This is a genomic window from Bradyrhizobium sp. CCBAU 21365, assembly GCF_015291305.1.
Classification (GTDB): domain Bacteria; phylum Pseudomonadota; class Alphaproteobacteria; order Rhizobiales; family Xanthobacteraceae; genus Bradyrhizobium; species Bradyrhizobium elkanii.
Genome location: NZ_CP030036.1, coordinates 3,299,842 through 3,321,549, shown reverse-complemented (window position 1 = coordinate 3,321,549; position 21,708 = coordinate 3,299,842). Strand labels below are relative to the sequence as shown.

The following is a 21,708-nucleotide window of genomic DNA, read 5'->3' as shown; positions in this document are numbered from 1 at the left end:
CGGATGGAGGCTTTCGTGCGCGCAGTGTTTGTCGACGCCAATGAATCGCTCGCTGTCATCACCGAGCGCCTGGAAAAATCAGGCGATCCCAGGATGCGGATCAACCGCAACCCGGACATCAAGTCCGAGGACTATCCGGCGGTGCTCGACGGCGCCGAGATCGCGGTGGTCGACCACACCGCACTGCCGACCGAGATTGCGAAAAAGTGCGCCGGCCTGAAGCACGTCGTGTTCCTCGGCACCGGCGCGCGCAGCTACATGAACCCGGAAGAGCTCGCGGAGCTAGGCATTTCCGTGCACCTGATCAAGGGCTATGGCGACACCGCGGTCGCGGAATCGGCGATCGCGCTGATGTGGTCGTCGGCGCGCGTGATCGCGCAGATGGACCGCGAGATGCGCGCCGGCAACTGGCTGCGCGAGGACGGCATGCAGCTCACCGGCAAGACGCTCGGCCTCGTCGGCTTCGGCGGCATCGCTGCCGAGGTCGCCCGCATCGCGCTCGGCAGCGGCATGAAGGTGATCGCCTGGAACCGGTCGCCCAGGAGCCATCCCGGCGTCGAATTCGTCGAGCTCGACACCGTGCTGGCCAACAGCGACGTGGTCTCGATCCACCTGCTGCTGAACGACGAGACCCGCGGCCTGATCACGCGCGACAAGATCGCGAAGATGAAAAAGGGCGTGGTGCTGATCAACACCGCGCGCGGCGCGATCGTCGACGAGCAGGCGATGATCGATGCGCTCAATTCGGGCCACATCCGCCACGCCGGCCTCGATGTCTACAACATCGAGCCGCTGCCGAAGGATCACCCGCTGACCAAGATCCCGAACGTGACGCTGTCGGCGCACTCCGCCTTCCGCACGCCCGAGGCGAGCGAGAATTTGATCCACGCGGCGTGGGAGCATTGCCGAAGGATCGTGAAGGGGTAATCTCCACTGTCGTCCCGGCCAAGCGAAGCGCGAGCCGGGACCCATATGTGGACGGCCCCCGTGGCACAAGAGCTTTTTGGTGAGATCGGATCGCTTGCATCCATATGTCCGGCCTGTTGAGTGCGATCGGGTCGATCGCTGGCCAAGATGGGTTGCGCGATGCGAGTTCCAAACAACCAGGCGACCTGTTGACGGCCGATGGGTCCCACGGATTGTCTCGCATCGTTGCTCGATCGATCGCTCCATCTGCTCCTGCAGCTCCGGGTCGACCGGCGAGCGAGCCCGCCGGCCGGCCAATCGATTAGGCGGCGGCTGTCATGGGCTTGATCCGTGCCGCCTCGTAACTCTCGCCCGTCGCCATCAACTTCCAGGCGATACGGGCTACTTTGTTGGCAAGCGCCACGGCCGCAAGCTTCGGCGGCTTGCGCTGGATCAGGGCCAGCAGCCAGCGCGAGTGATGACCGCGTCCGCGCCTGGCCTGCTGGATCACCGCCGTGGCCCCGATGACCAGCAGACGGCGCAGGTCCTCATCGCCCGCCCGCGTGATCTTGCCAAGCCTGGTCCTGCCGGCGGTAGAGTGGTCCTTGGGTGTCAATCCCAGCCAGGCCGCAAAATGACGACCAGAACGGAACGCGTGCGGATCAGGTGTCTTCATCACCAGCGCGGTTGCAACGATCGGACCGACCGAGGGGATCTCAGCCAGGCGCCGGCCCGTGGCATCGCCGCGGTGCCAGGCCATCAGCTTGGCCTCAACCGCCTTCAACTCACCCTCGAGCCTGGCGCGCTCCCGGCCCAGCACCACAAACAGCTCGCGTGCCAGGGCGGGAAGCGTCTCGTCCTGCGCAATCCGCGCCAGCAGTGGCTCGATCGCGTCCAGTCCTTTGGGTGCGATCAGGCCATACTCCGCCGCATGGCCGCGGATCGTATTGGTCAGCTGGGTGCGCCGGACGATCAATCCGTCGCGGACGCCCATCAGCATCAGCGCAGCCTGCTGCTCGGCCGTCTTCACCGGCACGAAGCGCATGCTCCGCCGGCTCATCGCTTCACACAGACCTTCTGCATCCCGCCCGTCATTCTTGTTCCGCATCACGTAGGGTTTAACCAATTGCGGTGCCATCAGCTTCACTTCGTGACCGAGCTTGGAAAGCTCCCGCGCCCAATGTTGCGAAGCCCCGCAGGCCTCCATCCCGATCACGGTCGGCGGCAATTTGGCGAAGAACTCCAGCACCTGTTTGCGCGACAGCTTCTTGCGCAGCACCACCTGCTCCGCCGCATCAACCCCATGCAGCACAAAAATATACTTCGACGTATCAATCCCAATGCGGATAATCTGGTTCACGGACGGCTCCCATGTATGAGATCTAGACAACCTCATTCTGGCACACTGATGCCGTAGGGGGCCGTCCACACCATCAACCACCGAAGGTCATTGTTGCATAACGCTGGAGCCACAGCTCGCTTCGACAACGAACGTCTGTGGTTATGGGTCCCTGCTTTCGCAGGGACGACGATGTGGCTGACAGCGTAGCCTAATCCACCATCTCCGCGACCGCCTTGCCGCACGCCGTGGTGTCGGCATTGCCGCCGAGATCACGCGTGCGCAGCGTGCGTTCGCCGAGCGTGCGCTCGATCGCGCCGACGATGGCGCTAGCTGCCTGCTTCTCGCCGAGATGCTCCAGCATCATCGCGCCCGACCAGATCATGCCGATCGGGTTGGCAATGCCCTGCCCGGCGATGTCAGGCGCCGAGCCGTGCACCGGCTCGAACACAGAGGGGAAATCGCCTTCCGGATTGATGTTGCCCGACGGCGCGATGCCGATCGTGCCGGTGCAGGCCGGGCCGAGATCGGAAAGAATGTCCCCGAACAAATTGGAGCCGACCACGACGTCGAACCAGTCCGGATGCAGCACGAAATTCGCGGTCAGGATGTCGATGTGGTACTTGTCCCACTTCACGCCCGGATATTTCTTGGCCATCGCCTCCACGCGCTCGTCCCAGTAGGGCATGGTGATGGAGATGCCATTCGACTTGGTCGCCGAGGTCAAATGCTTCTTCGGCCGCGACTGCGCCAGATCGAACGCGAATTTCAGGATGCGGTCGACGCCGGTGCGGGTCATCACGGTCTGCTGGGTGACGAATTCGCGGTCGGTGTCCGGGAACATGCGGCCGCCGACGGAAGAATATTCGCCCTCGGTATTCTCGCGCACCACCCAGAAATCGATGTCGCCGGGCTTGCGGTTCGCCAGCGGCGACGGCACGCCGGGCATCAGCCGCACCGGGCGCAGGTTGACGTACTGGTCGAACTCGCGGCGGAACTTGATCAGCGAGCCCCACAGCGAGATGTGATCCGGGATCTTTGCCGGCCAGCCGACCGCGCCGAAATAGATCGCGTCATGCTTGCCGATCTTGTCCTTCCAGTCGGCCGGCATCATCTCGCCGTGCTTCTCGTAATAGTCGTAGGAGGCGAAGTCGAAATGGTCGAACTTCACGTCGACGCCGTGCTTCTTCGCCGCCGCCTCGATAACGCGCAGGCCCTCCGGCATCACTTCCTTGCCGATGCCGTCACCGGGAATGACCGCAATCCGATACTGCTTCTTTGCACTGCTCATCGAGAACACCCTTGTGATTTGCCCGGCCGGCAATGCCGCCTATTCTGATGGTCCTGCAATGGACCAAACTTCGCGCGAGCGCAACGCTGCAGTGCAGTGTTGACCGCGGCGCGACCCTGCCCCACCAAATTCGCCGACACCCCACTCCTCATACCAAGCGAGACATCCCATGGATCTGCATCTGCGCGGCAAGCGTGTCCTGATCACCGGCGCCTCCAAGGGCATTGGCGCGGCCGCCGCCGAAGCCTTTGCCGAGGAAGGCGCCAATCTGCTGCTCGCCGCCCGCAACGGCGAGCAATTGAAGGAACTGGCCGAGCGGCTCCGTTCGGCGCATCAGATCGACGCGGCGATCAGCGTGGTCGACCTGCGCAAATCCGAAGATCTGGCGCGATTGGCAAGAGAAGCCGCCGACATCGACATCCTCGTCAACAATGCCGGCGACATCCCGGGCGGCTCGATCGACAAGATCGACGAGGCGACATGGCGGCACGCCTGGGAGCTCAAGGTGTTCGGCTATGTCAACCTGACGCGCGCAGTCTATGCCCAGATGAAGGCACGCGGTGGCGGCGTGATCGTCAACGACATCGGCGCAGCCGGCGAGAAGTTCGACGCCAACTACATCTGCGGCAGCGCCGGCAATGCGGCGCTGATGGCGTTCACCCGCGCGCTCGGCGGCAAGAGCCTCGCCGACAATATCCGCGTCGTCGGCATCAATCCCGGCCCTGTCGGTACCGACCGCCACGTCACGCTGCTCAAGACCCGTGCCAAAAACCAGTTCGGTGACGAGAACCGCTACAAGGAGTTCCAGAAAGGTCTGCCGCTCGGCCGCCCCGCACATGCGCGCGAGATCGGCGACCTGATGGCGTTCCTGGCGTCCGACCGCGCCGGCTATACGTCCGGCGTGATCTACACCGTGGATGGCGGGCTGACGTCGGGGTGGGGATGACGTCACCGCTTGCCGCGACGTCATCCTGAGGAGCCGCGAAGCGGCGTCTCGAAGGATGGGCCACGGCCACGGGCTACGTCATCCTTCGAGGCTCGCCCAGCGGCGCAATTGCGCCGCAAGGCTCGCACCTCCAGCGACAAAGGCGAAGCCTTTGCGCGGGGATGACGTCAACCAACCGTCCGCTCGAACAGCTGCCGGATCAGCGTCGTGATGCGGCCCTGCGGCGCCAGCATCTGGTTCATGATGGAGAAATGATCGGCGCCGGCGATCTCCTCATAGGTCACCGGCAGGCCGTAGCGGGCGCGATGGCCGGCGAAATCGGCGGTCTGCTTGCGCAGCAGCGGCAATTCGGCGCTGCCGACCACCAGCGACAGCGGCTTCGCCGTACCGCCTTCCGCCATCATCGGCGAGTTGCGCCGCGACGCCGCTTCGTCGAGCTTGAGCTTTTCGTTGAGGTAGGAATGCCTGATCGGCTCGAGGTCGTAGATGCCCGAGATCGCCATGCCGGCCCGGACATGGGCGTTCGACAGCGCCATCGATGTCAGATGTCCGCCGGCCGACCAGCCCGACACCACGATGCCCTCGGCAGCGGCTTCGAGCGCGGGCAACTGCCCGGCCAGAAAGTCGATGCCGGCATGGATCTCGGCGACGATGTCATCGATCGTCGCATCGGGCGCCAGCGTATAGCCGATCAGCGCGACATTGATGCCATGGGCCATCGGCCCCTCGGCGAAGATCGTGAACACTTCCTTGGCACGGGTCTGCCAGTAGCCGCCGTGGATGAACAGCAGCGTCGGCGCGCCGTCGCGTGCCTTCAGGAAATCGATCCGGTTGCGCTCACGCGGGCCATATCGGAGGTCGAGATGTTGCGCGTGCTTCTGCCGCAATGCCGCCGAGCGCTGCTCCCATCCCGCAGCAATCTCGGCGCTGCCCTTGACGGCAACGCCGTTGTTCAGACCGAGATCGCGCTCCTCTTGGCTCATTGCGCGCCAGTCCAGCGCGGAAAACAACGCTGCCATCCCCACCCCCTCCGTTCACGTCGCATTGCCACGACGGCAGGAAATGTTCTACAGCACAAGCAAACAGAAGGCATAGGAGCAACGGCGCATGGCTGATCAGGGCTTGGTGAAGGAAACGGCGTGTGCCGTCGTCGAGAAGCTGAAGGCCGGTGACGTCACGCCGCTCGATCTGCTCGACGTGCTGGAGACGCGCATCGCCGAGGTGGACGGCAAGGTCAACGCACTGCCGACGCTCTGCTTCGACCGCGCCCGCACCCACGCCAAGGCCCTGATGCAGAAACCTGTCAGCGAGCGCGGCCTGCTCGCGGGCCTTCCCGTTCCAATCAAGGATCTCACTGCCGTCGCCGGCGTGCTGACCACGCAGGGCTCGCCGATCTTCAAGGACAACATCCCGGCGAAGTCGGACATCCTGGTCGAGCGCCTCGAACAGAATGGTGGCGTGATCTACGCCAAGTCGAACACGCCGGAATTCGGCGCCGGCGCCAACACCTTCAACGAGGTGTTCGGTCCGACCCGCAATCCCTGGGACACGTCGCGCTCGGCCGCCGGCTCCTCCGGCGGCGCCGCGGCGGCGCTGGCGAGCGGCACCGCGTGGCTCGCGCACGGCTCCGACATGGGCGGCAGCCTGCGCAACCCGGCGAGCTTCTGCGGCATCGTGGGCCTGCGGCCGTCGATCGGCCGCGTCGCGCACACGCCGAAATTCGGTGTCGACCGTACCCTCGGGGTGCAGGGACCGATGGCGCGCAATGTCGAGGACCTCGCGCTGCTGCTCGACGCGATGAGCGGCGAGCACGCCGCCGATCCGCTGTCGCTGCCCGCACTGCCGACGTCGTTCCTGTCCGCAGCCCGCTCCGGCAGCAAGCCGAAACGCATCGCCTATTCGCCCGATCTCGGCATCACGCCGGTCGATCCCGAAGTCAAGGCGGTGACCCGCAAGGCGGCGGAGCGGTTTGCGGAAGCCGGTGCGATCGTCGAGGAGGCGCATCCCGATCTGCGCGAAGCCCATGAATGCTTCCACGTGTTGCGCGCGTTCGATTTCGCGATCAGCAAGGCCGAATTGCTGCGAACCAAGCGCGATTTGCTGAAGCCCGAGGTGATCTGGAACATCGAGGAAGGGTTGAAGCTCACGGTCGAGAAGCTCGAACGCGCCGAGGCGCAGCGCGTCGCGATGACGGCGCGCGCGCTCGAATTCTTCGACAAGTACGACCTGCTGCTGGCGCCCGCGACCATCGTGGCGCCGTTCCCGGTCGAGAACCGCTATGTCGCCGAGTGCGACGGCAAGAAGTTCGACAATTACGTCGAATGGCTCGGCATCGTCTACGCGATCACGCTGGCCTGCTGTCCGGCGCTCTCGCTGCCCTGCGGCTTCACCGCCTCGGGCCTGCCGGTCGGCCTGCAGATGGTCGCCAAGCCGCGTGCCGAAGCGCAGCTGCTGGCCGGCGCGAAAGTGCTGGAGGACATTCTGGGCGTGCGCGGCACCACGCCGATCGATCCGCGTCCGCCGAGGTAGAGGGCCCCTCCCTCATGGTGAGGAGGCGCCAACGGGTCCGCGCGAAGCGCGGCCCGATGACAGGCTCCGCGCCGTCGCGAACCATGAGGCCCGGTCCGTGGACTCGTCCTTCGAGACGCTTGCTGCGCAAGCTCCTCAGGATGAGGTGATGAATCTGTTGATGCGGCCCCAAGACGCGAAGCCTACGCCCTATCCTCCGTCGCCTGCAGCGCCACCGTGAGTGCCGCCTTGGTCTGCTCGACGATTTCGTCCAGCAACTCCTCGCGGCTGATCTGCGCGGACTCGCCGGTGAGCAGGCCCTGCTCGGCGAGCATCACGATGCCGTGCAGCCCGGCCCAGATCTTCAGCGCCTGCCGCTCGCGCAGCAGCCCGACCGCGGGCGCCTCGAACGACTCGATCAGCAGCGCCAGCGTTTCCATCGCCGCGGTGTGCAGCTCGCTGCCCTTGGGCGCGCAGGCCATGGTGCGCGACGCGAACATCAGCCGGTAGATGCCGTGGCGCTCGAGCCCGAAGGCGAGCGCGGCCTGGGCAAAGCGCGACAGCTTCGAGCCTTTGCCTGACTGCTCGATCGCCTCGCGCATGATCACGTTGAACTGCCGGAACGCTTCCGCGGTCACCGCCTCCAGCAGCGCCTCGCGGTCGGCGAAATGCCGGTACGGCGCCGGCTGCGAGACGCCGAGCTGCTTGGCCAGCGCCTTGATGCTGATCGCCTCGGGACCACCGAGCTCGACCTCGCGTAACGCGGCCTGGATCAGGGCTTCGCGGAGGTCGCCATGGTGGTAAGTTTTGAACGGCTTACGAACGATTTGTCCCATTGCGGCAATGATCGCTGAATTTTCGCTTGACGCGCAAGCGCGACGATAATGTAATATACTATAACTTGGTGATCCGGTTAAGAGGCCGGCCGCCCAAGCAAGCCAAGAACTTGCCTAAACAAGAACTTGCCTAAGCAAGACTTGCATAAACTGGAATGAGGAACCGGGCGCAACCCACAATGCGCCAGAGCCGAGGGAGGGTGCTTGCATGTCCAAGCTCAGAATCCGCGTCGACCAGAACAAGTGCCAGGGTCACGCCCGCTGCAAATCACTCGCCCCCGAACTGTTCGAGCTCGACGAATACGGCAACGCCCATGAGGTCGGCGACGGCACCGTCCCGGCCGGGCTCGAGGACAAGGCCTGGCTCGCGCAGACCAATTGCCCGGAAATCGCGATCGAAGTCACCGAGGAATAACGGCCGGCCGGGAACGGCTGCGCGCCGCCCGTTGAGCCGACCAGCGTTTGATCGAACGAGAAGGAAACGAGCTGATGTCCGATTCCCCGTCCGCAAGCTATCTGCCCGAACATCCCCCGGTCTCCGACTGGGTACACGATTTCGACCATACCGATCCGGTCTGGACCGACGACCCGTTCCCGATCTGGGAGACGCTGCGCGCGGCTTCGCCCGTCGTACATACCGAGCGTTTCCTCGGCTGCTACATGCCGACCACCTATCAGGCGGTGAAGGAGATCGCCTACGACACCGAGCACTTCTCCTCGCGCCGCGTCATCGTGCGCGACGTCCGCCCCGAGATCACCGCCCGCGCACCGCCGATCACCTCCGATCCGCCGGAGCACAAGCCCGCCAAGCAAGTGCTGCTGCCGCCGTTCACGCCGGACGCGATGAAGCGGCTGGAGCCGCGGGTGCGCGCGATCTGCAACGAGCTGATCGACGACTTCATCGCCGATGGCCATTGCGACGCCGCTGCGCGCTACACCAAGCACATTCCGGTGCGCGCCATCGCCCATATGCTGGGGATTCCCGAGAAGGACGGCGATCTCTTCATCAAATGGATCCACCAGATCCTCGAGCTCGGCATCAAGAACGAAGACGAGCTGATGAACGGCGTCCGCGAGATGACCGGCTACTTCATGGCCCATCTCGAGCAGCGCAAGCTTGAGCCGGGCGACGATCTGATCTCGCAGCTGCTGCGGGCCAAGGGCCCCGGCGGCCAGCCGCTCACCGACGAGCACGTGCTCGGCTCGCTGCGACTGCTGCTGATCGCCGGCATCGACACCACCTGGAGCGCGATCGGCTCCTCGCTCTGGCACCTCGCCAAGACGCCGGCCGATCGCGAGCGCCTGATCGCGGAGCCGGCACTGATCCCGACCGCGATCGAGGAATTCCTGCGCGCCTATTCGCCGGTGACGATGGCGCGCGAGGTGATGAAGGAGACCACGATCTCCGGCTGCCCGGTGAAGGCGGGCAACATGGTGCTGTTGTCCTTCCCCGCCGCCAACCGCGATCCCGCCATGTTCCCCGATGCGGACAAGGTGGTGATCGACCGCAAGGAGAACCGCCACGCCGCCTTCGGTCTCGGCATCCACCGCTGCGTCGGTTCCAACCTCGCGCGGATGGAAATGCAGGTCGCGATCGAGGAGTGGCTGAAGCGGATCCCGGATTTCCGGCTCGATCCGGCCGGCAAGGTCACCTGGTCGGAAGGCACGGTGCGCGGCCCGCGTCAACTGCCTGTTCTGTTCGGCAACAACGCCTGAGGAACCGGACAGCGGTTACATCACGTCACCCAATGAGGTAGCTTGCCCCGGAATCGAACCGACGAGTCCGGGAGCAATGCCATGTCCGAACAAACCGCTCAGCCCGCGAGCGATCATCTCGACATCCACGACGTCGAGCGGCGGGTGAAGGCGATCTTCATCGGCTCGGTCGGCAATCTCGTCGAGTGGTACGATTTCTACGCCTACACGGCGTTTGCGCTGTATTTCGCGCCGGCGTTCTTCCCGCACAGCGATCCGGTGGTGCAGCAGCTCAATGCCGCCGTGCTGTTTGCCGCGACCTTCCTGATGCGCCCGCTCGGCGGCTGGCTGTTCGGCTTCATCGCCGACCGCTATGGCCGGCGGCTGTCGTTGACGCTCTCGGTGGTCTGCATGTGCTTCGGCTCGCTGATCATCGCGGTGACGCCGACCTATGCCACGATCGGCATCGCGGCCCCGGCGATCCTGGCGCTGGCCCGCGTCATCGAGGGCCTGAGCCTCGGCGGCGAATATGGCGCCAGCGCCACCTATCTCAGCGAGGTCGCCGATCCCAAGCACCGCGGCTTCTACTCCAGCTTCCAATACGTCACGCTGATCGGCGGCCAGCTCACCGCGATCATCGTGCTGCTGTTGCTGCAGAAGGTGTTTTTGACGCCGGACGAGCTGAAGGCCTGGGGCTGGCGGATTCCGTTCGTGATCGGCGCCATGCTCGCGATCGTCGCGGCGGTGATGCGGCGCGGCCTGCATGAGACCGAGGCCTTCGAGGAGGCCAAGAAGGTTTCCAAGCCGACCGGCTCGATCGTCGGCCTCCTGAACTATCCGCGCGAATTGCTGCTGGTGGTCGGCCTCACCGCCGGCGGCACCGCGGCGTTCTATACCTTCACCACCTACATGCAGACCTTCGTGAAGCTGTCGGTCGGCCTCACCGAGGACCAGACCACCTTCGTGATCTTCGGCTCGCTGATCTTCGCGACCATCCTGCAACCGATCTATGGCGGGCTCTCCGATAAAATCGGCCGCAAGCCGCTGCTGATCTTCTTCGGCATCGCCGGCACGCTCGGCACGATCCCGATCCTGACCGCGCTGAAGGACACCAAGTCGCCGTTCATGGCCTTCCTTCTGATCTGCGGCGCCTGGATCTTCGTCGCCGGTTACACCTCGATCAACGCGATCGTGAAGGCCGAGCTGTTTCCGACCAATGTCCGCGCGCTCGGCGTCGGCCTGCCCTACGCCATCACGGTGTCGATCTTCGGCGGCACCGCGCCCGCGGTTGCGCTCTATTTCAAGAGCATCGGGCATGAGGACTGGTTCTATTACTACCTCAGCGGCATGATTTTCCTGTCGCTGCTGATCTATTCGACGATGCGCGATACCAAGCGCGACTCCGCGATGCATCGCCACGAGTGACGGCGCAACGCCCATGACCGACGATAGCGAACCGCCCGAGAGCAAGCTGACGCGCAGCAAGCAGCGCTGGGCACGCGAAGGCAAATTCCTCACCGGCAAGGTCACCCGACCGCAGGAGCAGCGCCTGCCGCCGGGCCAGCACCTGACGGCGGACTGGCCGGTGCTCGATCTCGGGCTGATGCCGAACATCTCCCGGGAGCGCTGGCGGCTCGACGTCTACGGCGCGGTCGAGCAGACCATCTACTGGACCTGGCAGCAGTTCATGGCGCAGCCGCAGACGCAATTCGTCTCGGACATCCACTGCGTCACAACCTGGTCGCGCTACGACAATCAGTGGGAGGGGCTCGCCACCCGCGACCTGCTCGCCGCCTGCCAGCCGCGCGAGGGGGCGCGCTTCGTCGCGCTGCATTCGTATGACGGCTATACGACGAACCTGCCGATCGAGGACTTTGCCGCCGAGGACGCGCTGCTCGCCCATAGCTGGTCGGGCAAGCCGCTGGAGCAGGAGCATGGCGGCCCGGTGCGGCTCGTGGTGCCGCATCTGTATTTCTGGAAGAGCGCGAAGTGGCTGCAGCGCATCGAATTCCTCACCGAGGACGCGCCCGGCTTCTGGGAGGTGCGCGGCTATCACAATCGCGGTGATCCCTGGGCCGAACAGCGCTATTCTGGCGACTGACAAACCAACGAGATGATGGAGCCTGCCCGTGCCGCACGAACGCTTTCAATTCACCGGTGTGGGCGGCCATCAGCTGGCCGCCGCGCTTGACACGCCCGACGGGCCGATCAAGGCCTATGCGCTGTTCGCGCACTGCTTCACCTGCGGCAAGGACGTGCTGGCCGCAAAGCGCATCGCGGTCGCGCTCGCGGCCAAGGGCATCGCCACGCTGCGCTTCGATTTCACCGGCCTCGGCTCCAGCGAGGGCGAGTTCGCCAACTCGACCTTCTCGTCGAACGTCGCCGATCTCGTCCGCGCCGCCGACCATTTGCGCGAGACGCGCAAGGCACCCGCGATCCTGATCGGCCACAGCCTCGGCGGCGCCGCGATCCTGGCCGCCGCGGGTCAAATCCCCGAAGCCAAGGCGGTCGCCACCATCGCCGCGCCGTCCGATCCCGTCCATGTCACGCATTTCTTCAAGGACCGGATCGAGGACATCCGCACGCAGGGCGAAGGTGAAGTCTCGCTCGCCGGCCGCCCGTTCCGCATCAAGCGGGAATTCCTCGACGATGTCGCCGAGCAGAATCTGATGGCGCAGGTGAAGCAGCTGCACAAGGCGCTGCTGATCATGCATTCGCCGACCGACGACACCGTCGGCATCGACAACGCCACGCATATCTTCAGCGCCGCCAGGCACCCCAAGAGCTTCGTCTCGCTGGCCGGCGCCGATCATCTGTTGAGCGGCAAGCAGGATGCCGCCTATGTCGCCGACGTGATCGGCGCCTGGGCCGAACGCTACGTCGATATCGCGCCGCAGTCGGCGGCGGATACCGGCACTGCGCCGCGCAACGTCGTGGTGCAGGAGACCCGCGCCGGCAAGTTTCAGCAGATCGTCACGGCAGGCCCGCATCGCATGCTGGCCGACGAGCCGGTCGCGGTCGGCGGCCAGGACTCCGGCCCCGGCCCCTACGACTTCGTGCTGGCCGGGTTAGGCGCCTGCACCTCGATGACGATGCGGATGTATGCCGACCGCAAGTCGCTGCCGCTCGATCGCGTCACGGTGACGCTGACGCACAGCAAGATCTATGCGAAGGATTGCGAAGAGTGCGAGACCCGCGAGGGCATGCTCGACCAGATCGACCGCGTCATCAGGATCGAGGGCGAGCTCGACGCCGACCAGCGCAAGCGGCTGATGGAGATCGCCGACAAATGCCCGGTGCACAAGACGCTGACGTCGGAGATACGGATCGTCACCAAGGCGGCGGAGTGAGCGCGCGACGTAGCGGGGAAAGGCTGAGCCGTAGCAGCATCTGGGCAGTGCCCCCTCTCACCTGTGGGCCGTCGCTGGGGGCGCGCTGAAAAATATCGAAAACAACCCCATGCAAAGGAGCCGGCGGCCGGCATTCGACCAGGCAACTGCTCGACAAGGCAACTTGACACGTCGGGCAACTCAGGGATACTCTTCCATTATTCCGAAATCGTGCGAGCCCCCGTCTACCCACGCGCCGCGCGCTTGCCGGTCAGGCAGATCGCCATGATGCGGACCGCGGCGCCGATCTCGTTCTCGCGCCAGGCGGCGAAGCCCAGCAGCAGGCCATGGTCGCGCGGCCGCTCCAGCGCGAGACTCGACAGCGCGCGCACCTCGACCCCGGCGGCCACCAGCCGCGCCACGGCGTTCCGGTCCGTAGTGCCATCCTTGAAGCGGGCAATCAGCTGCATGCCGCCCGGCGGGACCTCGGCCGTGAGCACCTCGCCGAGCTGCCGCGCCAGCGCCGTAGCGAGGTGGTCGCGGCGCGCCCGATAGATGCGCCGCATCCGCCTGACATGGGCCAGGAAATGCCCGTCGGCCATGAAGCCGGCCAGCGCTTCCTGGACATGCACGGAGGCGATCAGCCCGAGATGGCGCTGCGCGATCTCCATCGTCCGTGCCAGCTGTGGCGGCACCACCAGATAGCCGATGCGGATATCGGCGGTCATCGCCTTGGCGAAGGTGCCGAGATAGAGCACGCGTCCCTCACGATCGAGCCCCTGCAGCGCCGGCATCGGGCGGCTGTCATAGTGAAACTCGCCGTCGTAATCGTCCTCGACGATCCAGGTCTTGCCGGGCTCGGCGGAAGCCAACAATTCGGTGCGGCGCGCCACCGGCATCACCCGACCGGTCGGGTGCTGATGCGACGGCGTCGCGAAGATGAGCTTCGGTGCGCGCGTCTCGCGCATCCGCATCATGCCCCATTGATCGAGCCTGATACCGACGACGTTTGCACCGGCCGCGCGAAACGCCGCCGCGGCGCCGGGATAGCCGGGATCCTCGGTCCACACCGCATCGCCGGCCACGATGGTGGTCGCGGCGATCAGCGTCAGCGCCGCCTGCGCCGTCGGCAGGATCAGGATCTGATCGGCCTCGGCGCGCACGCCTCTGTTGACTTCGAGGTAGTCGCACAACGCCTCGCGCAGGCTCGGCCGGTTGACCACGGTCTGGTCGTTGAAGCGGCGGCGCAGCGCGCTGCGACGCAGGCAGCGCGCCCAGATCTCGTGCGGAAACTCGCGCGCATCCGCAAGCCCGGGACGGAGCGGCCGGAAATCCGCCTGGTAGGACAGCGGCCAATCGCTATCGGAGAGCTGCAAGGCCCAAGGCGACAGCAACGGTTTGCGGGCGGCCTCGCGCTTTGGCGCCAGCGCAGGTTTGGCGAAGCGCGCCTCGATATCGTCGGTCACAACCGGCCGCCGCCGTGCCGCGACCCGCAGATATCCTTCGGCCGTCAGCTGCTCATAGGCATGCGTCACGGTGTTGCGCGCCACGTCGAGCTCGGCCGCAAGGCTGCGGCTCGACGGCAGCATGGCGCCGCTCCTGATCCGGCCGCTCGCCATCAGCGCGCGCAGCTGCTGGGTCAGCTGCGCGGCCAGCCCGGCATCGTCCGATCGCTTCAGCGCGAGCAATTCGGCCAGGATCAATCTGGCTCCCTCGTCCTGTAAAATCTGGCTCTTTCGATAGAGCCAGCATGATCCTATTCACAAGCGGTATCGCCTGCAAGGATTCTGCCGTGAACCAGTCACTCTCCCCCGCCAAGGCCGCCGCCCTGTTCATCGTCGTGGTGCTGGCCTGGGGCATCAACTGGTCGGTCACGAAATCGCTGGTCGAGGCGGTGCCGCCGCTGTGGACCGCATCGATCCGCAGCTGGGTCGCGCTGGCCGCCCTGCTGGTGATCCTGCGCGCCAGCGGCAATTTGATCATTCCACGGATCGCCGATGTCCCGGTCGTGCTCAGCGTCGCCCTGCTGCACATGACGTTCTTCTCGACGCTGGTCGCCGCCGGCCTGCGCTATCTGCCGGCGAGCAAGGGCGTCGTGCTCGGCTACACCACGCCGCTCTGGGTCGCGCTCGCAGCGGGCGCCGCACGGACCGAACGGCTCGGAACGCTCAAGCTCGTCGGTGTCGCGTCGGGGCTCGCCGGCCTCTGCGTGATCCTCAACCCGGCATCGCTGGACTGGAGCAATCTGCATGTCATCGCCGGCGCCGGCATGATCATCATCGCGGCGATCTGCTGGGCCGCGAACATCATCTATATCCGCTCGCACCGCTGGATCGCGACGCCGCTGCAGCTGTTGCTGTGGCAGGTGCTGGTCGCGACGGTGGTGCTGACCATGACGGCGCTGGTCACAGAGGGCGTGCCCACGGTGACATGGTCGCCGCACCTCGTGCTGCTGTTCCTCTATTCCGGCTTCATCGGCACAGCGCTGGCCTATTGGGCGATGTCGATGGTCAACAAGAGCCTGCCGGCGCTGACGACCTCGCTCGGCACGACAGCGACGCCGATCGTCGGCATCGTGACTGCGGCATTGCTGCTCGGCGAGCCGATCGATCTGTCGCTGGCGATCGCCGCGGCGCTGATCGTCGGCGGCATCGCGTTGAGTTCGCTCGCGGACGCGCCGGCGCGGGCTTAGCCTAATTCTACTGTGTCATAACCGGTCTATCCCCTCATCCTGAGGAGCTTGCGCAGCAAGCGTCTCGAAGGACGAGGCCACTGGCCGGGCCTCATGGTTCGAGACGCGCTTCGCGCTCCTCACCATGAGGGATTCCTGACACAGTAGAACTAACTTCAAGCCGTGGCGAGCGGCCTGACCCGTAAGCTCCCGCGCAGGCCGGCGCCGGTGCCGAGCATGATGCCGGCGATCGCGATGAGCGACGACAGCGACAGCGTCGACAGTCCCGTCAGCCCCTGTCCGACCGAGCAGCCGAACGCCATCACGCCGCCCGCCCCCATCAGCGCGGCGCCGCTCGCCGAGCGCAGCATGTGCTGCGGCGACCGGTAGCCTTCGAGCTGGAAGCGCCCGGTGACAATGGCCGTGATCAGGCTGCCGGCGAACACGCCGAACACGGTGACGATGCCAAAATTCAGCGTCGAGCCGGTCGACAGCATCACATATTGCAGGGCATCGGCGATCGGCGCGATGAAAGTGAGCGAGGTCACCGGCACCGGATTGAAGTCATCCGCGCCGAGATAGCCGGTCGCGTACCAGCCGCCCGCCACCAGCAGGCCCACGATCAGGCCGGCCGCGATCTGTCCGAATGATTTCCGGAATGGCGCATGGGCGAAGGCGAAGATGATCAGGACGGCTGATAGCGCTGACGCCGCGACCATTCGCGCCGGCACCGCGCCGAGGCCGGTGCCCGCCAGCAGCGCCGGCACCGAACTGGCGGCAACCGTGGCCTGCGAGGCCTGCACCATCGCGATCCGCACCGGGGCGATCAGGCCCTTCAGCGTCATCTCGGCAAAAATGCCGAGCACGATCACGACCACGAAGGAGCGCAGATTGCCGCGCCCGAGCAGCACCAGCGCCCGCGAGCCGCAGCCGTTCGACAGCACCATGCCGTAGCCGAACAGCAGCCCGCCGAGGAACATCACCGGCGCCGAGAAGGACGGCTGCAGATAGATCGACTTGCCGAGATCGACGAGGCCTGCCGCCGCCAAAAGCTGCGAGGCCGCGATCGCGACGCCCATCGCCAGCGCATAGGTGCGCGCCAGGCGGCCGTCGCCCTCCGCCCACCAGCCGCGCAGGCCGCTCATCATGCAGAAGCCGCTGAGCAGCCCGACCGCGCCATAGATCAGGCCGATGATCAGGGCGGCGATGATGACGATCGTGGCGGGGTCCATAGTGGTCCTTCAATTACGTTCGTCATTGCGAGCCAACCGGTCGGCGCGAAGCGCCGCCGGATGACAGGCTCCGCGAAGCAATCCATACTATCACACTGGAGAGAATGGATTGCTTCGTCGCTTCGCTCCTCGCAATGACGGTGAACTAGGGTCGCAAAATCACGCGGTCGCGCGACGAGCCTGCCACGGCAACAAACGCCGCCTTGGCCTGTTCCAGCGGATAGATCGCGCTCGGCTTGATCGGGAATGGCTTCAGATGTCCGCCGGCAAAGCCCGGCGCAAGCTCGCGCAACACCTCGCCGGTCGCAACCGACGACAACGCAAGCGTGTCGATGCCGACATAGGTGTGCTGGCCGCGGTAGAATTCGAGGATGTTGAACTGCACGATACGGTCGACCGCCGCGATCAGGATCTGGCGGCCGCGCAGCGCCAGCGACTTGTGCGCGGCCTGGAAATAGGGATCGCCGACCGTGTTGTAGACGATGTCAGCGCCCTTGCCGCCGGTCAGCTCGCGCACGCGAGCGGCAACGTCGGTGGTCGAGGCGTCGATCACCTCGACCGGCGAATTGCTGTGGCCTTCATAGGGCTCGCTCTTGCGCACCACGCCGATCACGCGCGCACCGTGCCAGCTCGCGATCTGCACCGCGGCCTGCCCGACCTTGCCGTTGACGCCCATCACCAGCACGGTCTCCCGCGCCTTCGGCAGGCCGGCGCGGCGCAGCCCCTCCATCGCGGTGACGAAGGGCACGCCGATCCCGGCGGCTTCGTCCCAGGAGATGCCGGCGGGTTTCTCCACCACGGCACCGCGCTCGACCACCAGATGCGTGGCATGGGTGCCGTCGCGGCGGATGCCGAGATCGCCGGACGAGCCGAACACCTCACGCCCGATGAATTCAGCGGGACCATCGATTACGACACCGGCGTAGTCGCGGCCACTGGTGCGCGGGAACACGGCATAGGGCATCAGCCCGGTCGCGGCTTTTACGTCGGACGGATTGACCGCCGCAGCCTTCACCTCGATCAGGACGTCGTTGTCGCCGCGCGAAAGGGCATGAGTCTCGACCACCGGCGCCACCGCCGCAGCGTTCTCGGCCTTTGTCAGCAGGCGGACGCAGCGCGCGTCGACAGGATGACTGTCGGGTTTGGAAGCAGATTGCATCCATATCTCCGGCTGAGGGACGTGGTGCCGCGCGCTGAAGCCCTCACCGGCCGGCTCCACGGGACTTTCATCGTAACTAACGGACTCGTGGATTAGATCAAGAGGTAATATCCCAAGGAACGCCTCAGTCTACACCACCAGGCGGGGTTGAGGAGGGATACGGCGATCGACGCGCAGCGAGGTGTCGCAACGCGGCGAAGTCACCTCGCACAAAGGCCTCCTTTTTGGCGCGACTCCACTTCTTGAGCTTACGTTCGTTCTCGATGGCATCCGTGATGCGATCAAACCATTGGGAGAAAACCAGCGTGACGGGCCGGCGTGTCACCGTGTAGCCACCGAGTACGCCGGAGTTATGCTGAGCAATTCTGATTTCCAATGCTGTACGCGTTATTCCAATGTAAAAGCTGCCATCCGCGCACCGGAGAATATAGAGGAACGCTCCTTCGGCCATCTTTTCCACCACGTTTTCCGCTCTCACCCCTCATCCTGAGGAGCCGCGAAGCGGCGTCTCGAAGGATGCGGCCACAGACGGGCCTCATGGTTCGAGACGGCGCGGAGCGCCTCCTCACCATGAGGGATAAAGGCTGTTCTTTCGGCCGCTTGTCGTAAACACGTTTCGCCTTGCCGAGTGGCAGAGAAACGCGGCCTCGAACATTTCCGCTGCCCGATCATTCGCTCTCACTCCTCATCCCCGCGCAACGGCTTTGCCGTTGTCGCTCGAGGAGCCGCGAAGTGGCGTCTCGAAGGATGAGGCCACAGACGGGCCTCATGGTTCGAGACGGCGCTACGCGCCTCCTCACCATGAGGGGATAAAGCTATTGCTTCGGCCGCTTGTCGTAAACACGTTTCGCCTTGCCGAGCGAACGCTCCAGCGTCTCGGGCGCAACGACGCGGACGCGGGTCGAGATGCCGATCGTGTTCTTGATGAAGGCGGAGACCTTCTCGGCGTGAACAACCAGCCCTTCGCCGTCCCAGCTCTCGGGCCGGGCTTCGGCGAGCACCGTCATCTCGTCCATGCGGCCTTCGCGGGTCAGCTCGATGACAAAATGGCCGCCGCACCAGTCGGTCGCCAGCAGCGCTTCCTCGATCTGGGTCGGGAACACGTTGACGCCGCGCAGGATGATCATGTCGTCGGAGCGGCCGGTCACCTTCTCCATCCGCCGCATGCCGGGCCGCGCCGTACCGGGCAACAGCCGCGTCAGGTCGCGGGTGCGGTAGCGGATGATCGGAAAAGCTTCCTTGGTCAGCGAGGTGAACACCAGCTCGCCCTTCTCGCCGTCGGGCAGCACCTTGCCGGTCAGCGGATCGATCACCTCGGGGTAGAAGTGATCCTCCCAGATGTGCAGGCCGTCCTTGGTCTCCACGCATTCCTGCGCGACGCCGGGACCGATCACCTCCGACAAGCCATAGATGTCGGTGGCGTCCATGTCGAACGCCTGCTCGATCTCGACGCGCATCGCGTTGGTCCAGGGCTCGGCGCCGAAGATCCCGAACTTGAGCGACGATTTGCGCGGGTCGAGGCCCTGCCGCTTGAATTCGTCGAGGATCGCCAGCATGTAGCTCGGCGTCACCGTGATGATGTCGGGCCTGAAGTCGTTGATGAGCTGCACCTGCCGCTCGGTCATGCCGCCGGAGATCGGGATCACCGTGCAGCCCAGCCGCTCGGCGCCGTAATGCGCGCCGAGGCCGCCGGTGAACAGGCCGTAGCCATAGGCGTTGTGCATCAGCATGCCGGTGCGGCCGCCGGCGGCGCGGATCGAGCGCGCCATCACGTCCGCCCAGGTGTCGATGTCGGCCCTGGTGTAGCCGACCACGATCGGCTTGCCGGTCGTGCCCGAGGAGGCATGGACCCGCACCAGCTGCTCGCGCGGCACCGCGAACATGTCGAAGGGATAATTGTCGCGCAGATCGGTCTTCACCGTGAACGGGAATTTGGCGAGATCGGGCAGCTGCCTGAAATCGGACGGATGCACGCCCGCGGCATCGAACGCTTTCCTGTAATGCGCGACATTGTCATAGGCATGCTTGAGCGACCAGGCCAGCCGCCTGGTCTGCAGCGCCATGATCTCGTCGCGCGAGGCGCGTTCCGCCGCATCGAGCTCGGCGTGATAACCGCTGTCCTTGACCTTGAGCTTTGCCGTTGCCATCGACGTTTCCCCTGAAGCCTTTATCCCTTGATGTCCGTGTCGGGCAGCCAGGTGCCCGGTATCACGCGCGAATGCCCGCGGAATTCGGCGATCACGCTATCGCCGGAGGTCACGCTCACGTCGTAGATTCCCGAGCGGCCGCTGCGCGAGATCTCGCGCGCGGTCGCTACCAGACGATCCCCGAGCTTGCCGGGACGGATGAAAGTGACGTTGCCCTGCGCCGCCACCGCGCGATCGTTGCGGCTGTTGCACGCAAAGGCGAAGGCTGAATCGGCCAGCGTGAAGATGTAGCCGCCATGACAGATGCGCTGGCCGTTGACCATGTGCGGCTGCACCGTCATCGCCATCACCGCCTGCCCCGGCCTGATCTCGACGAGTTCCATGCCGAGGCCCTTGCTGGCGTCGTCTTCCTTCCACATCGCGTCGGCGCAGGCGCGGGCGATATCCTCGGGCGATAGCGTGGCCTTCACGTTCACATCGAACTCCCTGTGCGCGGGCCCGTTGCGGAGGGCCTCTTGGCGTTAAATCAGTGTTGGGCGCGACACCTTGGGTGTCAACGCGCGCGAGCAGAATTAGACGTGGTCGTAATCGACCACGACCTTCTCAGAGCACGGCTTGGCCTGGCAGGTGAGGATGAACCCCGCCTTCAGCTCCCACGGCTCCAGCGAATAGTTCAGATCCATCGGCGCCTCGCCTTCGACCAGCTTGGCGCGGCAGGTCGAGCACATGCCGCCCTTGCAGGCGAACGGCAGGTCCATGCCGGCGCGCAGCGCGGCGTCGAGGATCGACTCGCCGTCGGCCACCGGGACCTCGCGGCGCTTGCCGTCGATGATCAGCCCGGCGATCGCCTTCGGCGGCGCGCCGGCGGGAACGACGACCTTCGGCCGCGGCTTGCCGCCGAATTCCGAGACGAAGCGTTCGACATGGATGCGCTCGTCGGCGATGCCGATCTCGCGGCAGGTCGCCTCGATGGTCTCGCTCATCGCGGCCGGGCCGCAGACGAAGACGTGATCGACGGTTTCAGCCGGCACCAGCGAGCGCAGCAGCACCCGCACCTTCTCGCCGTCGAGCCGGCCGTGCAGGATCGGAATGTCCTGCTCCTCGCCCGAGATGACGTGGAATACCGAGAGCCGCTGCATGAAGCGGTCCTTCAGCTCCTCCAGCGCCTCGCGGAACATGACGCCCTCGGTCGAGCGATTGCCGTAGAACAGGAAGAAGCGGCTGTCCGGCTCGCGCGCCAGCACGCCCTTGATGATCGAGAGGATCGGCGTGATGCCGCTGCCGGCGGCGAAGCCGACATAGGTCCGCGCCTCACCCGGCGCGTGGGCGACGCCGAAACGCCCGGTCGGCGTCATCACGTCGAGCTCGTCGCCGGCCTTCAATTCCTCGGCGGCCCAGTTCGAGAATGCGCCGCCGTCGACCTTCTTCACCGCGATGCGCAGCTCGCCGTCGTCGGGACCGGAGCAGATCGAATAGGAACGGCGAACCTCCTCGCCGTCCATCGTGGTGCGCAGCGTCAAATACTGGCCGGGCGTGAAACGGTAGTCGCCTTGCAGATCGTCGGGGATCGCAAAGGTCATGGAGATCGCGTCCGACGCCTCGCGGCGCAGATCGCTGACGGACAGGCGGTGGAATCGGGGTGTCGACAT

At 65.4% G+C, this 21,708-nt stretch carries 20 protein-coding genes; 9 read left to right on the top strand and 11 right to left on the bottom strand.

What is annotated here, in order from left to right:
* Positions 1-15 precede the first annotated feature (15 nt).
* Entirely contained in the window at positions 16-927 is a 912-nt protein-coding gene (locus tag XI02_RS15165) for an NAD(P)-dependent oxidoreductase (RefSeq protein WP_026192484.1), read from the top strand.
* 301 nt (positions 928-1,228) lie between these two features.
* Here XI02_RS15165 and XI02_RS15160 read toward each other — a convergent pair whose 3' ends face one another.
* Both XI02_RS15160 and XI02_RS15155 read right to left on the bottom strand, forming a co-directional pair.
* Positions 1,229-2,266, bottom strand: coding sequence for an IS110 family transposase (locus XI02_RS15160; protein WP_018269073.1), 1,038 nt, complete (start codon positions 2,264-2,266; stop codon positions 1,229-1,231).
* A 190-nt stretch (positions 2,267-2,456) separates the two neighbouring features.
* Positions 2,457-3,536, bottom strand: coding sequence for a tartrate dehydrogenase (locus tag XI02_RS15155; RefSeq protein ID WP_172648212.1), 1,080 nt, complete (start codon positions 3,534-3,536; stop codon positions 2,457-2,459).
* 169 nt (positions 3,537-3,705) lie between these two features.
* Between XI02_RS15155 and XI02_RS15150 the strand changes: the two genes are divergently transcribed.
* A complete protein-coding gene (locus XI02_RS15150) occupies positions 3,706-4,482 on the top strand; it encodes an SDR family oxidoreductase (protein ID WP_172648213.1) in 777 nt (258 codons plus the stop codon).
* 167 nt (positions 4,483-4,649) lie between these two features.
* On the opposite strand, the gene XI02_RS15145 is transcribed toward XI02_RS15150, so the two are convergent.
* A complete protein-coding gene (locus tag XI02_RS15145; protein ID WP_172648214.1) occupies positions 4,650-5,501 on the bottom strand; it encodes an alpha/beta hydrolase in 852 nt (283 codons plus the stop codon).
* Positions 5,502-5,589: 88 nt separating this feature from the next.
* Here XI02_RS15145 and XI02_RS15140 point away from each other — a divergent pair, with 88 nt between their 5' ends.
* A complete protein-coding gene (locus tag XI02_RS15140) occupies positions 5,590-7,011 on the top strand; it encodes an amidase (RefSeq protein WP_018270518.1) in 1,422 nt (473 codons plus the stop codon).
* A gap of 182 nt (positions 7,012-7,193) precedes the next feature.
* On the opposite strand, the gene XI02_RS15135 is transcribed toward XI02_RS15140, so the two are convergent.
* Complete coding sequence (locus tag XI02_RS15135; RefSeq protein ID WP_018270517.1) at positions 7,194-7,826, bottom strand: TetR/AcrR family transcriptional regulator; 633 nt, start codon at positions 7,824-7,826, stop codon at positions 7,194-7,196.
* Between the two features lie 208 nt (positions 7,827-8,034).
* Here XI02_RS15135 and XI02_RS15130 point away from each other — a divergent pair, with 208 nt between their 5' ends.
* The 5 genes from XI02_RS15130 (at position 8,035) to XI02_RS15110 (ending at position 12,871) form a co-directional block, all read left to right on the top strand.
* A complete protein-coding gene (locus XI02_RS15130) occupies positions 8,035-8,241 on the top strand; it encodes a ferredoxin (protein WP_018270516.1) in 207 nt (68 codons plus the stop codon).
* Positions 8,242-8,315: 74 nt separating this feature from the next.
* On the top strand, positions 8,316-9,542 hold the full coding sequence (locus XI02_RS15125) for a cytochrome P450 (RefSeq protein ID WP_038387981.1): 1,227 nt from the start codon (positions 8,316-8,318) through the stop codon (positions 9,540-9,542).
* Positions 9,543-9,623: 81 nt separating this feature from the next.
* Complete coding sequence (locus XI02_RS15120) at positions 9,624-10,946, top strand: MFS transporter (protein WP_016842877.1); 1,323 nt, start codon at positions 9,624-9,626, stop codon at positions 10,944-10,946.
* Between the two features lie 13 nt (positions 10,947-10,959).
* The gene (locus XI02_RS15115) at positions 10,960-11,622 is read left to right on the top strand and encodes a sulfite oxidase-like oxidoreductase (protein ID WP_016842878.1); all 663 of its coding nucleotides are present in this window, start codon (positions 10,960-10,962) and stop codon (positions 11,620-11,622) included.
* Positions 11,623-11,650: 28 nt separating this feature from the next.
* Entirely contained in the window at positions 11,651-12,871 is a 1,221-nt protein-coding gene (locus tag XI02_RS15110) for a bifunctional alpha/beta hydrolase/OsmC family protein (RefSeq protein WP_172648216.1), read from the top strand.
* A gap of 224 nt (positions 12,872-13,095) precedes the next feature.
* Here XI02_RS15110 and XI02_RS15105 read toward each other — a convergent pair whose 3' ends face one another.
* Positions 13,096-14,553 (bottom strand): PLP-dependent aminotransferase family protein, encoded by a 1,458-nt coding sequence (locus XI02_RS15105; RefSeq protein ID WP_172648217.1) that lies wholly within the window; start codon positions 14,551-14,553, stop codon positions 13,096-13,098.
* A gap of 47 nt (positions 14,554-14,600) precedes the next feature.
* Here XI02_RS15105 and XI02_RS15100 point away from each other — a divergent pair, with 47 nt between their 5' ends.
* Positions 14,601-15,542, top strand: coding sequence for a DMT family transporter (locus tag XI02_RS15100; protein WP_172648218.1), 942 nt, complete (start codon positions 14,601-14,603; stop codon positions 15,540-15,542).
* 155 nt (positions 15,543-15,697) lie between these two features.
* Here the strand turns inward: XI02_RS15100 and XI02_RS15095 are convergent, their stop codons facing one another.
* From XI02_RS15095 to paaE, 6 genes are all read right to left on the bottom strand, one after another.
* Positions 15,698-16,753, bottom strand: a complete 1,056-nt coding sequence (locus tag XI02_RS15095) for a YeeE/YedE family protein (RefSeq protein WP_172648219.1) — start codon at positions 16,751-16,753, stop codon at positions 15,698-15,700.
* A gap of 145 nt (positions 16,754-16,898) precedes the next feature.
* Positions 16,899-17,912, bottom strand: coding sequence for a zinc-binding alcohol dehydrogenase family protein (locus XI02_RS15090; protein ID WP_172648220.1), 1,014 nt, complete (start codon positions 17,910-17,912; stop codon positions 16,899-16,901).
* A 124-nt stretch (positions 17,913-18,036) separates the two neighbouring features.
* Positions 18,037-18,363 carry a GIY-YIG nuclease family protein gene (locus XI02_RS15085; protein ID WP_172649200.1) on the bottom strand — a complete coding sequence of 109 codons (327 nt, stop codon included), beginning with the start codon at positions 18,361-18,363 and terminating at the stop codon, positions 18,037-18,039.
* Positions 18,364-18,727: 364 nt separating this feature from the next.
* Positions 18,728-20,059: a phenylacetate--CoA ligase PaaK gene (gene paaK / locus XI02_RS15080; RefSeq protein WP_018270509.1), complete on the bottom strand. Its 1,332-nt coding sequence runs from the start codon at positions 20,057-20,059 to the stop codon at positions 18,728-18,730.
* 20 nt (positions 20,060-20,079) lie between these two features.
* Entirely contained in the window at positions 20,080-20,535 is a 456-nt protein-coding gene (gene paaI / locus XI02_RS15075; RefSeq protein WP_069276182.1) for a hydroxyphenylacetyl-CoA thioesterase PaaI, read from the bottom strand.
* A 96-nt stretch (positions 20,536-20,631) separates the two neighbouring features.
* Entirely contained in the window at positions 20,632-21,708 is a 1,077-nt protein-coding gene (gene paaE, locus XI02_RS15070) for a 1,2-phenylacetyl-CoA epoxidase subunit PaaE (RefSeq protein ID WP_172648221.1), read from the bottom strand.